The 14,716-nt window shown below is 71.6% G+C and carries 1 protein-coding gene; it reads left to right on the forward strand.

The genetic code is table 11. The features are described 5' to 3' along the window. A partial coding sequence (locus ABD329_RS46050; RefSeq protein WP_344318059.1) for an SDR family NAD(P)-dependent oxidoreductase occupies positions 1–14,716 on the forward strand: 14,716 nt, incomplete at both ends.

Consider the following 14,716-nt stretch of genomic DNA (forward strand, 5'->3'; position numbering starts at 1 on the left):
GTTTATGAGGCGTTGGCGGAGCGGGGGTATGCGTATGGGCCGGTGTTCCAGGGGTTGCGGGACGCCTGGCGCCGGGGGGACGAAGTCTTCGTCGAGGTGACGGTGGCCCAGGAGGCACGGGCGGACGCGGCGCGGTGCGCCATCCATCCCGCACTGCTCGACGCCGCGCTCCACGGGGTGCGATTCGGTGACTTCGTAGCCGACGACGACCAGGCCTATGTGCCGTTCTCCTGGACCGGTGTCACGCTGCACGCGGTCGGTGCGACGGTCCTGCGCGTCGCACTGTCCCCGGCAGGACGCGACGCGATCGCCCTCCGGGCCACGGACACCACCGGTGCGCCGGTCCTGTCGGCACGCTCACTGGCCCTGCGACCGGTCTCCGCCCAGCAGCTGAACGACACGCGGGGGAGCAGGACCGACGCCCTCCACCGGGTGGAGTGGGTGGACGCGTCCGGAACCGTGGCGGTGGGGGGTGAGGTGGCGCCGCGGACTGAGGTGGTGCGGGTCGTCTCCGACGGTCCGGATGTGGTGGGTGAGGCGTACGGGCATGTGCTCGAGGTGCTGGAGCGGGTGCAGGCGTGGGTGGCGGATGAGGATCTGGCGGATGACCGGTTGGTGGTGGTGACGCGGGTCGCTGTCGACTCGGGTGATGGCGTGCAGGACGTGGCTGGGGCCGCGGTGTGGGGCCTGGTGCGCTCCGCGCAGTCGGAGAACCCGGGGCGTCTGGTGCTGCTGGACACCGATGACCTGGACGGCGTCGACAGTCTGCTTCCCGGGGTGCTGGCTCTGGGCGAGGAGCAGGTGCTGGTGCGGTCGGGTGCGGTGCGGGTGCCGCGTCTGGGCCGGGTGCCGGCGCCGGGTGAGGTGTCGGGCGGGTTCGGCTCCGGTGCGGTGTTGGTGACGGGTGGCACGGGTGTGCTGGGGGGCTTGGTGTCGCGGCATCTGGTCGCGCGGCATGGGGTGAGCAGGCTGGTGCTGCTGTCGCGTCGTGGTGCGGAGGCCGAAGGCGCGACGGAGTTGCGGGAGGAGCTGGAGGCCGCGGGAGCCGAGGTGGTGATCGCGGCGTGTGACGCCGCGGATCGTGAGGCTCTGGCCGGGGTGTTGTCGGGGCTGTCGGCGGACTTCGCGTTGAGCGGTGTGGTGCATGCGGCGGGTGTGCTGGATGACGGGTTGCTCACGTCGTTGACGCGTGAGCGGGTCGAGCCGGTGTTGCGGGCGAAGGTTGACGCGGCGTGGAATCTGCACGAGCTGACCACGGGCATGGATCTGTCGGCGTTCGTGTTCTTCTCGTCCGCGGCGGGTGTTCTGGGCAACGCGGGCCAGGGCGGTTATGCGGCGGCGAACGGGTTCCTGGACGCGCTGGCGGCTCATCGGCGGGCGCGGGGGCTGCCCGCGGTGTCGATCGCGTGGGGCTTCTGGGAGGAACGCAGCGAACTGACCCGGCACCTGTCGGCCGACGATCTGGCGCGTGCCCACGCGGTGCCGATGCCCACCTCCCAGGCACTGGATCTGTTCGACGCGGCGCTCGCCGCCGACGAGTCGATGGTGCTGGCCGCACCCCTGGACCCGGGGGCATGGTCGGACGCCGGCCATCTGCCCCCCGTCCTCCGCGACCTGGTCCGGCCGCGGATCCGGCGCGCGGCGGAGGCGACCGACACCCCTGAAACGGCCTCCGCGCTCGGACACCGGCTGGCCGCCGTCGACCGCTCCGAGTGGGACCAGGTCGTACGCGAACTCGTGCGCAACCACATCGCGGCGGTGCTGCGCCATGCCTCCGCGGAGTCGGTCGACACCTCGCGTACCTTCCAGGAGATCGGCTTCGACTCGCTGACCGCCGTGGAACTGCGCAACCGGATCAGCGCCGCCACCGGCGTACGGCTGCCCGCCACCGCCGTGTTCGACTATCCGACACCGCAAGCGCTCGCCGAACACCTGCTCGCCGAAGTCCTCGGAAAGGACAGCGCCGCCGCCGCGACACCCGTCGGAACCGCCCTCGTCGCCGACGATCCCATCGTCATCGTCGGAATGAGCTGCCGCTACCCCGGCGGGATCACCTCGCCGGAGGCGCTGTGGGACCTGGTCCGCTCGGACGGCGATGCCATATCCGTCCTGCCGGCCGACCGGGGATGGGACCTGGACGGTCTCTACGACCCGGATCCGGACCGCGTCGGTACCTCGTACGCCCGCAGCGGTGGATTCGTCTACGACGCGGCCGAGTTCGACGCCGCCTTCTTCGGGATCTCGCCGCGCGAGGCCGCCGCCATGGACCCGCAGCAGCGGCTGCTGCTGGAAACCTCATGGGAGGCGTTCGAGCGTGCGGGCATCCCCGCCACCTCCGTCAAGGGCGAGCGGATCGGCGTGTTCACCGGGGTGATGCACCACGACTACCTCACCCGCCTGTTGACCACACCGGACGCCGTTGAGGGCTATCTGGGCACGGGCGCGGCAGCGGGCGTCGCCTCGGGCCGCGTGGCGTACACCCTCGGACTCGAGGGCCCGGCGGTCACCGTGGACACCGCCTGCTCGTCCTCGCTGGTGGCCCTGCACCTCGCCGTACAGGCGCTGCGCCTCGGCGAGTGCTCGCTCGCGCTGGCCGGTGGTGTGACGGTGATGTCCACGCCCACCGTCTTCGTGGAGTTCTCCCGGCAACGCGGGCTCGCGCCGGACGGCAGGTGCAAGGCGTTCGCGGGAGCGGCGGACGGCACCGGCTTCGCCGAAGGCATCGGCATGCTGCTGGTCGAACGGCTCTCGGACGCACGGCGCAACGGACACCCGGTCCTGGCCGTGGTGCGTGGCAGTGCGGTGAATCAGGATGGTGCGTCGAATGGTCTGACGTCGCCGAATGGTCCGTCGCAGCAGCGGGTGATCCGGCAGGCGCTGGCGAGCGCGGGGTTGTCGGCGGTGGATGTGGACGCGGTGGAGGCGCACGGTACGGGTACGACGCTGGGTGACCCGATCGAGGCGCAGGCGCTGCTGGCCACCTATGGTCAGGGCCGTGACGCGGACCGGCCGTTGCTGCTGGGGTCGATCAAGTCGAACATCGGGCACACTCAAGCGGCCGCCGGTGTCGCCGGTGTGATCAAGATGGTGATGGCGATGCGCCACGGTGTGCTGCCGCGGAGTCTGCACATCGACGAGCCCACTCCCCACGTGGACTGGTCCACCGGCGCGGTACAGCTCCTGAGCGAACGGACGGCATGGCCGGAGACCACACGGCCCCGCCGCGCCGGTGTCTCGTCGTTCGGCATCAGCGGAACGAACGCGCACCTGATCCTCGAGCAGGCTCCGCTGCCGACGGCGGCGGAGCGGCCCGGCTCGGAGACCGGCGCGGCCGAGCCTGCCGCGGTGGTCCCGTGGATCGTCTCGGGACGCGACCGGCACGCCCTGCGCGCACAGGCGGAACGACTGCGCGCACACGTGGCGAGCCACCCCGACCGGAGTGCGGCGGACATCGGTATCTCGCTGCTGACCAGCCGCGCCCTGCTGGAGCACCGAGCGGTGGTACTCGGCGGTGACCATGCCGAACTGCTGGCCGGGCTGACGGCCCTGGTACGGGACGAACCCGCGCCGGGTGTGGTGGAGGCCCTGGACGCGGCCGAGCCGGGGCGCAAGGTGGTGTTCGTCTTCCCCGGCCAGGGGTCGCAGTGGGCCGGGATGGCGCTGGAACTGCTGGAGTCCTCGCCCGCGTTCGCACGGCGGATGGGCGAGTGCGCCGATGCGCTGGCTCCGTTGGTGGAGTGGTCGCTGCCGGACGTGCTGGCGGATGAGCGAGCGCTGGCCCGCGTCGATGTGGTGCAGCCGGTGCTGTGGGCGGTGATGGTGTCGCTGGCCGAGCTGTGGCGTTCGTACGGTGTGGTGCCGTCGGCGGTGGTGGGCCACTCGCAGGGTGAGATCGCGGCGGCGTGCGTGGCGGGCGGCCTGTCCCTGGCGGACGGGGCAAGGGTGGTCGTCCTGCGTGGCAAGGCGCTGCTCGCCTTGTCGGGCCGGGGCGGAATGGTGTCCGTTCCCGTGCCCGCCGACCGGCTGCGGGACCGGCCCGGGGTCTCCGTCGCGGCGGTGAACGGACCCTCCTCGACAGTGGTGTCCGGCGGCGACGAGGCGCTGGACGCGGTGCTGGCGGAGTTCCCGGCGGCCAAGCGCATCCCGGTGGACTACGCCTCCCACTCGCCCCAGATCGACGACATCCGGGACGAACTGCTGAAGGCCCTGGCGCCGATCGAGCCGCGCACCGCGCCGATACCCTTCCACTCCACGGTGACCGGACGGCCCATCGACACCGCCGACCTGGACGCGGACTACTGGTATCGCAATCTGCGCGAGACCGTGCAGCTCGAGCGGGTCACCCGGGCCGTGATCGAGGACGGCCACCACACCTTCATCGAGATCAGCCCCCACCCGGTGCTGACCACGGGCCTGCGCGAAACACTCGACGACACGGACGCGCCCGGCGGCCTCGTACTGGCCTCACTGCGCCGGGACGACGGAGGTCTCACCCGCTTCCTCACCGCCTTGGCCGAGGCGTACGCACACGGCGTCGAGGTCGACTGGCTGCCGCTGTTCCCGGGCGCCCGCCGGGTGGACCTGCCGACGTACGCCTTCCAGCGCGAGCGCTACTGGCTGGACGCACCCACCGCCGAGGCCCCCACCAGCGCGATCGACGCGGAATTCTGGGCCGCCGTCGAGCGCGAGGACCTCGAGTCGCTCGCCGCGACGCTGCGCGTCGACGGGCAGCCGCTGCGCGAAGTGCTGCCCGCACTGTCCCAGTGGCGGCGCGAACGCCGTGACGTCTCCACCATCGACTCATGGCGTTACACGATCCGCTGGAAGCCGCTCACCCCGCCCGCCACTTCGGCCACCGGCACCTGGCTGGTGGTGGTCTCCCATGCCGAGGCCGGGCACGAGTGGGTCGCGGGGGTGACCGATGCGCTGACCCGTCACGGTGCCGAGCCGGTCGTAGTCGTTCTCGGCGAGCCCGAACTGGACCGTGCCGCGCTGGCCTCCCGGTTGGGTGGCGCACTGGCCGACCATCCCAGGATCAGCGGTGTGGTGTCGCTGACCGCGCTGGACGAGAGCCCGCACCCGGCGTACCCCTCGGTGCCCCAGGGATACGCGATGACGCTGCTGCTCTCGCAGGCGCTCGGGGACGCCGAGGTGGAAGCACCGCTGTGGTGCCTCACCCAGCGCGCCGTCTCGCTCGGCGATGCCGGAGACAGCGGTAGTGGCAGAGGCCGTGGCAGTGGCCTTGGCGGTGATAGTGGCAGTGGCAGTGGCGACGGTACAGGCAAGGGCAAGGGCGATGTGGCACTCAGCCGGAAGCAGGCCCTGACCTGGGGCCTCGGCAAGGTGATCGCCCTGGAACAGCCCCTGCGCTGGGGCGGTTTGATCGACCTGCCCGAGGGCGTGGCCCCGCATACCCAGGACTACCTCGCCGGTGTGCTGTCCGGCACCTCGGACGAGGACCAGGTGGCGATCCGCCCGACGGGACTCTTCGGCCGAAGGCTGGCCCACGCGCCGGCCCGCGAGCGCGGCGAGGGCTGGCAACCCCGCGGCACCGTACTGGTCACCGGTGGCACCGGAGCGCTGGGCGGCCATGTCGCCCGATGGCTGGCCGGACAGGGCGCTGAACACGTCGTGCTGACCAGTCGCCGAGGCATGGCCGCGCCCGGCGCCGAGCGGCTGGCCGGGGAGCTGGAGGCGCTCGGCGCCCGGGTGACGGTGGCGGCGTGCGACGTCGGTGACCGGGACGCCCTGGCCGGGTTGCTGGCCGAGGTCGGCCCGCTGACCGCCGTGGTGCACACCGCGGCGGTGCTCGACGACGGCACGCTGAACTCGCTCACCACCGACCAGCTGCAACGCGTGCTGCGCGTCAAGACCGACGGCGCGGTGCATCTGCACGAACTGACGCGGGACATGGAGCTGTCCGCGTTCGTGCTCTTCTCCTCCCTGTCCGGCACTCTGGGCGCACCCGGCCAGGGCAACTACGCACCCGGCCACGTCTTCGTGGACACGCTGGCCGAGCAGCGACGGGCCGAGGGCCTGGTGGCCACCTCCATCGCCTGGGGGCTGTGGGCCGGTGACGGCATGGGCGAGGGCGGTGTGGGCGAAGTCGCCCGCCGCCATGGCGTACCGGAGATGGCGCCGGAGATGGCGGTCGCCGCCATGGCACGCGCCATCGAGGGGGACGACACCGTCGTCACAGTCGCCGAGATCGACTGGGACCGGCACTACGTCGCGTTCACCGCGACCCGCCCCAGCCCGCTGCTGTCCGACCTCCCCGAGGTGCGTGCGCTGCTCGACGCCGGAGTCGGCCAGGAGAGCGCCGACCCCGGCCACGAGCGCTCGGAATTCGCGGAGCGGCTCGTCGGCATGGCCGAGACCGACCGGAACCACGCGTTGCTGGACCTGGTCCGGCGCCATGTCGCGGTGGTGCTCGGACACTCCGGCCCCGACGCGATCGACCCCGGCCGGGCCTTCCACGAGATCGGCTTCGACTCGGTCACCGCGGTCGAACTGCGCAACCGGCTCAACCGGGCCACCGGCCTACGGCTGCCCGCCACCGTGACGTTCGACCAGCCCACCCCGCTGGTGATGGCGCGCTACCTACGTGGGGAACTGCTGCACGACGCCCAGGATCGATCGGTCCCCGCCCTCCCGGTCCGCGCGACCGGCGCGGTGGACGACGAGCCCATCGCGATCGTGGGGATGGCCTGCCGTTTCCCCGGGGACGTCGCATCCCCCGAGGACCTTTGGCGCCTGCTCGCCGACGGTTCCGATGCCATCGGCGAGTTCCCCGAGAACCGGGGCTGGGACACCGCGCACCTCTTCCACCCGGACCCCGACCACCGAGGCACCTCCGCCACCCGAGCGGGCGCGTTCGTCTCAGGTGCCGGTGAGTTCGACGCCGGATTCTTCGGGATCTCCCCGCGGGAAGCGGTGGCGATGGACCCGCAACAGCGGCTGCTGCTCGAAGTGTCGTGGGAGGCGCTGGAGCGGGCCGGAATCGACCCCATGACCCTGCGGGGCAGCGAGACCGGGGTGTTCACGGGGACGAACGGCCAGGACTACGCGTCGTTGCTGAAGGCGGACGAGACGGGTGACTTCGAGGGCCGGGTGGGCACCGGCAACTCGGCATCGGTCATGTCCGGCCGGATCTCCTACGTCCTCGGTCTCGAAGGCCCCGCGCTGACCGTGGATACGGCGTGCTCGTCGTCGCTGGTGGCATTGCACCTGGCGATGCGGGCCCTGCGGTCGGGCGAGTGCTCACTGGCCCTGGCGGGCGGCGCGAGCGTCATGACGACCGCCGGCATTTTCGTGGAGTTCTCCCGTCAGCGCGCGTTGGCGGCCGATGGGCGCTGCAAGGCGTTCGCGGCGGCGGCGGACGGCACCGGCTGGGGCGAGGGCGCCGGAATGCTGGTGGTGGAGCGGTTGTCGGATGCCGAGCGGCTTGGGCATCGGGTGTTGGCGGTGGTGCGTGGCAGTGCGGTGAATCAGGATGGTGCGTCGAATGGTCTGACGGCGCCGAATGGTCCGTCGCAGCAGCGGGTGATCCGGCAGGCGCTGGCGAACGCCCGGCTGTCCACGGTGGATGTGGACGCGGTGGAGGCGCACGGTACGGGTACGACGCTGGGCGATCCGATCGAGGCGCAGGCGCTGCTGGCCACCTATGGTCAGGGCCGTGACGCGGACCGGCCGTTGCTGCTGGGGTCGATCAAGTCGAACATCGGGCACACTCAAGCGGCCGCCGGTGTCGCCGGTGTGATCAAGATGGTGATGGCGATGCGGTATGGGGTGTTGCCGCAGACGCTGCATGTCGATGAGCCGACACCTCATGTGGACTGGTCCACCGGCGCGGTAGAGCTCCTGAGCGAACGGACGGCATGGCCGGAGACCACACGGCCCCGCCGCGCCGGGGTGTCCGCCTTCGGGGTGAGCGGCACCAACGCGCATGTGATTCTGGAGCAGGCCCCCGAGCCGACCGCTCAGCCCGAGTCCGGGCCCGAACTCTCGCCGGAACGCGGCGAAACGGGGGCCCTGCCGTGGGTGGTGACGGGTGCGAGCGAGGCCGGTGTCCGCGCACAAGCCGCACGCCTCATGGCCTTTGTCGACGACCGGCCGGAACTCCGACCGGTGGACATCGGCTGGTCGCTGGCGTCGGCTCGCGCGGTGTTGTCACACCGTGCGGTGGTCGTGGGCGCGGACCGCGATGAGCTCCTCCGTGAGCTGGAGGCCGTGGCGAGTGGTAGCGCCACAGTCGGCGAGGCCCGCACGCATTCCGGGGCGGTGTTCGTGTTCCCGGGGCAGGGGTCGCAGTGGGTTGGGATGGCGCTGGAACTGCTGGAGTCCTCGCCGGTGTTCGCGGGGCGGATGAGTGAGTGTGCGGATGCGTTGGCGCCGTTCGTCGAGTGGTCGTTGTGGGATGTGTTGGGTGATGAGGTGGCGTTGGGGCGGGTTGATGTGGTGCAGCCGGTGTTGTGGGCGGTGATGGTGTCGCTGGCCGAGCTGTGGCGTTCGTACGGTGTGGTGCCGTCGGCGGTGGTGGGGCATTCGCAGGGTGAGATCGCGGCGGCGTGTGTGGCGGGTGGTCTGTCGCTGGAGGACGGTGCCCGTGTGGTGGCCTTGCGGAGCAGGGCGCTGCTCGCCTTGTCGGGTCGGGGTGGGATGGTGTCGGTTCCGGTGTCCGCGGACCGGCTGCGGGGTCGTGTGGGGTTGTCGGTGGCGGCGGTGAATGGTCCGGCGTCGACGGTGGTGTCGGGGTCGGTTGAGGTGCTGGATGGGGTGTTGGCGGAGTTTCCGGAGGCGAAGCGGATTCCGGTGGATTATGCGTCGCATTCGGTGTGGGTGGAGGGGGTGCGGGAGGGGCTGGCGGAGGCGTTGGCTCCGGTCCGGCCGCGTACGGGTGAGGTGCCGTTCTATTCGACGGTGACCGGTCGGCTGATGGACACCGTCGAGTTGGACGGGGCGTACTGGTTTCGGAATCTGCGTGAGACGGTGGAGTTCCAGTCCGCGATCGAGGGGCTGCTGGAGCTTGGCCATACGGTGTTTGTCGAGGCCAGTCCGCATCCGGTGCTGACCGTCGGCATCCAGGACACCGCAGACGCCACCGCGACCGACATCGTCGTAAGCGGGTCACTGCGCCGCGACGACGGCGGTCCTGTCCGTTTCCTCAGCACCGTTGGCCGACTGTTCACCGAGGGCGTGCCCGTGGAGTGGCAGCCGCTGTTCGCCGCGGCCGGAGCGCGGCAGGTCGATCTTCCGACCTACGCGTTCCAGCATGAGTGGTTCTGGCTGGATCCGGTGCGCGGCGCGAGTGATGTGGACGGCGCGGGACTTGCCGGTCTCGCGCACCCCTTGGTGAGCGCGGTGTTGCCCCTGCCCGAATCCGACGGCTGTGTGCTGACCGGCTCGCTCTCCTCGGCCACCCATCCTTGGCTGCGCGATCACGCCGTACTGGACAAGGTGTTGCTGCCGGGCACGGGATTCGTGGAACTGGCCCTTCAGGCCGGGCTGCACCTGGGCTGCCGGACGCTGGACGAGCTGACCCTACAGGCGCCGCTCGTGCTGCCCACGCACGGAGACGTACAGATCCAGGTGGCGGTCGGCGGACCGGACGACAGCGGTCGGCGGCCGGTCACGGTGTACTCCAGGCCGGGCCAGGACAGGACCTGGATACGGCATGCCACCGGCAGCATCAGCCCCGGCGGTGAAGCGGCCACCGTGGAACGGGCGGTGTGGCCCCCGGCGGACGCCACACCGGTCGATCTCACCGACGTCTACGCCGGGATGAGCACACGCGGCTACGCGTACGGACCCGTCTTCCAGGGGCTGCGCGCCGCATGGCGGCGTGGCGACGAGGTGTTCGCCGAGGTGGTCCTGGTTGAGGCGGCCGAGAGCGACGCGGGCCGTTGCGGCGTCCACCCCGCTCTCCTCGACGCCGCCCTGCACGGTGCCGGACTGGGCACGTTCGTGGCCGAACCAGGCCGACCGCACCTTCCGTTCGCCTGGACCGGTGTCACTCTGCACGCCGTCGGAGCCACCACCTTGCGGGTCGTTCTGTCGCCCGCCGGACCGGACGCCATCTCGTTGCTGGCCATGGACGGCACGGGTGCGCCGGTGCTGACGGCGGACTCTCTGGTTCTGCGCCCGGTGTCAGAGGGCGGGCTCGGCGGCTCCCACGACGACTCGCTGTTCCGCGTGGAGTGGACCGAGCTCACCCTGGCCGCCTCGGAGCCCTCGGACGCCTCGGACACCTCGGATGAAGCTGCCTTCCCCGCCATCGAGTCCATGGCCCAGCTGACCGGGCTGGCGGAGCCCCAGCTCGTACACGGGGCCGTGGTGTTCCGGCTTTCCACCACGGAGACCACAGGAGGCGCCCCCGAGGAGGGCCCGGAGGACACCTACGCGCTCACCAGCCGTGCCCTCGAGGCCACGCAGGCGTGGCTGGCGGACGACCGGTTCGGGGACGCCCGCCTCGTCGTGGTGACGCGGGGCGCGGTCGCGACCACGCCCGGCGAAGACCCGCAGAGCCTCGCCGCCGCCGCGGTCTGGGGTCTCGTCCGCACCGCGCAGACCGAGAACCCCGGCCGTTTCGTGCTCGTGGACACGGTGGACGAGGATCCGTCGGCGCTGCCGGGGGTGCTCGCCACCGCTGAGCCGCAGGTGGCGATCAGGGCGGGGAAGGCGCTGGTGCCCAGGCTGGTACGGGCCGCCTCGTCGGCGTTGCCCGTACCGGCCGAGACGGACACCTGGCGGCTGGAGACCGACGGTCAGGACACTTTGGAAAACCTGACCCTCGCGCCCTGTGCGGAGGCGTCCAGGCCGCTGGCCGCGGACGAGATCCGGGTGGCCGTGCACGCGGCCGGGGTCAACTTCCGCGACGTACTGCTCGCCCTGGGGATGTACCCGGACAAGGCCGGTCTGCTGGGCAGCGAAGCCGCCGGAACGGTGCTGGAGATCGGCCCCGGGGTAGCGGGAGTGGCACCCGGAGATCGGGTGATGGGCCTGTTCTCCGGCACCTTCGGACCGGTGGCGATCACCGATCACCGGCTGGTGGCGCCGATCCCGGACGGATGGTCCTTCCCGCAGGCCGCCGCCACCCCGATCGCCTTCCTCACCGCGATGTACGCCTTGATCGACCTGGCCGAAGTGCGGAGCGGCGAGTCGGTGCTGGTGCACGCGGCGGCCGGTGGCGTCGGGATGGCGGCGGTGCAGGTGGCGCGCTGGCTGGGCGCCGAGGTGTTCGCCACCGCGAGCCCGGCCAAGTGGGATGCGGTGCGCGCATGCGGCGTCGCCCCGCGGCGGATCGCTTCCTCCCGCTCGCCTGAGTTCGCGGACCGCTTCCGCTCGGACGCACCGGACGGTGTGGATGTCGTACTCAACTCGCTGACCGGTGAACTCCTCAACGCGTCGCTCGGACTGCTGCGCCCCGGTGGACGGCTGATCGAGATGGGCAGGACCGACCTCCGGGACGCCGAGGAGGTGATGGCGCGCCACGGTGTGTCGTACCGGGCCTTCGAACTGCTCGACGCCGGTCCGGACCGTATCGGCCGACTGCTCACCGAACTGCTCTCCCTGTTCCGGCAGGGCGTGTTCACCCCGCTGCCACTGCGCGTCCAGGACGTACGGCAGGCGAGTGATGCCTTCCGCCACCTCTCCCAGGCGCGCCACATCGGCAAGCTGGCCCTCACCATTCCGCGACCGTTGTCCGGCGGCACCGCACTGATCACCGGGGGCACCGGGACACTGGGCGGTCTGGTGGCTCGCCATCTGGTGCGGGAGCACGGAGTGACGGAGCTGGTGCTGGTCGGCCGTCGTGGTGGCACCGCCCCGGGCGCGGCCGAGCTGGTCGCCGAGCTGGAGGCCGCCGGGGCGCGGGTGCGGGTGGTCGCATGCGATGTGTCGGACCGGGACGCCACCGCCGCACTCGTCGCCTCGCTGCCGAACCTGCGGAGCGTGGTGCACACGGCCGGTGTCCTCGACGACGCCGTGATCGGGTCGCTCACCCCGGAGCGGCTGCGGACGGTACTGCGTCCCAAGGCGGACGCCGCATGGCATCTGCATGAATTGACCCGGGACCGGGACCTGGCCGAGTTCGTGCTGTTCTCCTCGGCGGCCGGAGTACTCGGTGGCCCAGGGCAGGGCAATTACGCGGCGGCCAACGCCTTCCTGGACGCGCTGGCCGCGCGCCGCCGGGCACAGGGACTGCCCGCGACCTCTCTGGCCTGGGGCTTCTGGGAGCAGCGCAGCGGACTGACCGAACACCTGACCACCGATCGGCTCGTCCGGTCCGGCGTCCTGCCGCTGTCCACCGACGAGGGGCTGGTCCTCTTCGACGCCGCCCGCGCGACCGGCGACACCCTCCTGGTGCCGATGCGTTACGAACCGTCCGCGCCGGGCCCCGAGCCGGTACCCGCCCTGCTGCGTGGCCTCGTACGCGCTCCGCTCGCCCGCGCCCTTCCGGGCCCGGCCGATGGGGCGGGCAAGGGTGTGGCCGAGGACCTCATGGGCCTGGCGGTGGACGAACGACTCGGTGCCCTGCTCGACCTGGTCCGCCGGGAGGCGGCGGCCGTGCTCGGCCACGGCGGTCCGGAATCGGTGACACCCCGGCGTCCGTTCAAGGAACTCGGCTTCGACTCGCTCTCCGCCGTGGAACTGCGCAACCGGCTGCGCACGGCGACCGGCCGACGGTTGCAGGCCACCCTGATCTTCGACCACCCCACTCCGGCCGCGCTCGCACACCACCTCGACACCGAGCTGTTCGGCGCCACCGACGTGGCGACGCCCGTACCGGCACCGGCGGTCGCGCACCCGGCCGACGAGCCGATCGCCATCGTCGGCATGAGCTGCCGGCTCCCCGCCGGGGTGGACTCCCCGGAGGCGCTGTGGAAACTCCTGGTGAGCGGCACGGACGCGATATCGGAGCTGTCCACCGACCGCGGCTGGGACCTCGACGCGCTCTACGACCAGGACCCGGGTCGGCCCGGCACGACATACGCCAGGACCGGTGGCTTCCTGAAGAACGCGGCGGACTTCGACGCGGGGTTCTTCACCATCTCCCCGCGAGAGGCGCTCGCCGCGGATCCCCAGCAACGGCTGTGGCTCGAGGCGTGCTGGGAAGCCTTCGAACGCGCCGGTATCGATCCGCTCGCCCTGAAGGGCACCCGAACCGGAGTGTTCGCGGGCGCCGCTTCGACGACGTACGGCGCGGGCCAGGCCGCCACTCCGGACGGCTCCGAGGGATACCTGCTCACCGGGAACTCCACCTCCGTGATCTCCGGCCGCGTGGCCTACACCCTCGGCCTCGAAGGCCCCGCCGTCACTGTGGACACCGCGTGCTCGTCCTCGCTGGTCAGCGTGCACTGGGCGTGTGAGTCCCTGCGCCGGGGCGAAAGCACACTGGCGCTGGCGGGCGGTGTGGCGGTGATGACGACACCGGACCTGCTGGTCGAATTCTCCCGCCAGCGAGGACTCGCACCTGACGGGCGGTGCAAGTCGTTCGCCGCCGCCGCCGACGGCACCGGGTTCGCCGAAGGCGCCGGGGTGCTCGTCCTGGAACGGCTCTCCGACGCCACGCGGAACGGCCACCAGGTGCTGGCGGTGATCCGTGGCTCCGCCGTCAACCAGGACGGTGCGTCCAATGGATTGACGGCGCCGAATGGTCCGTCGCAGCAGCGGGTGATCCGGCAGGCGCTGGTGAACGCCGGGCTCGCCGCCCAGGATGTCGACGCGGTGGAGGCGCACGGTACGGGTACGACGCTGGGCGACCCCATCGAGGCACAGGCGCTGCTGGCCACCTACGGCCAGGACCGGGATCCGGATCGGCCGCTGCTGTTGGGCTCCGTGAAGTCCAACATCGGGCACACCCAGGCGGCCGCGGGAGCCGCCGGACTCATCAAGATGGTTCTGGCGCTGCGCAACGGCGTACTGCCGCGCACCCTGCACGTCGACGAGCCCTCCCCGCACGTCGACTGGTCCGCCGGGGCCATGGAGCTGCTGACCGAGCAGACCGCGTGGCCCGACCGGGACCACCTGCGCCGGGCCGGGGTGTCCGCGTTCGGAGTGAGTGGCACCAACGCCCATGTGATCCTCGAACAGGCCCCGGAGCCGGATGAGAACGGCGAACCGGACACCGGCCGGTCGGGGTTGCCCGCGGTGCCCTGGGTGCTGTCGGGCGCGGGAGCGGCCGGGCTGCGGGCCCAGGCCCAGCGGCTGGCGTCCTTCGTGCGGGAGAACCCCGGGCTCGACCCCGTGGACGTGGGCTGGTCCCTGGCCTCGACCCGCGCCGCCCTGTCGCACCGAGCCGTCGTCGTGGGCGCGGACCGCACGGAGCTGCTGCGCGAGCTGGCCGCGGTGGAATCCGTGGGCGCCGCCGTGGCGGGGCGCGAAGTGGTGTTCGTCTTCCCGGGGCAGGGGTCGCAGTGGGTTGGGATGGCGTTGGAGTTGGTGGGGTTCTCGCCGGTGTTCGCGGGGCGTTTGGGTGAGTGTGCGGATGCGTTGGCGCCGTTTGTGGAGTGGTCGTTGTGGGATGTGTTGGGTGATGGGGTGGCGTTGGGGCGGGTTGATGTGGTGCAGCCGGTGTTGTGGGCGGTGATGGTGTCGCTGGCCGAGCTGTGGCGTTCGTACGGTGTGGTGCCGTCGGCGGTGGTGGGGCATTCGCAGGGTGAGATCGCTGCGGCGTGTGTGGCGGGTGGTTTGTCGCTGGAGGACGGTGCCCGTGTGG

Source organism: Streptomyces javensis, assembly GCF_039525925.1.
GTDB classification, from domain to species: domain Bacteria; phylum Actinomycetota; class Actinomycetes; order Streptomycetales; family Streptomycetaceae; genus Streptomyces; species Streptomyces asiaticus.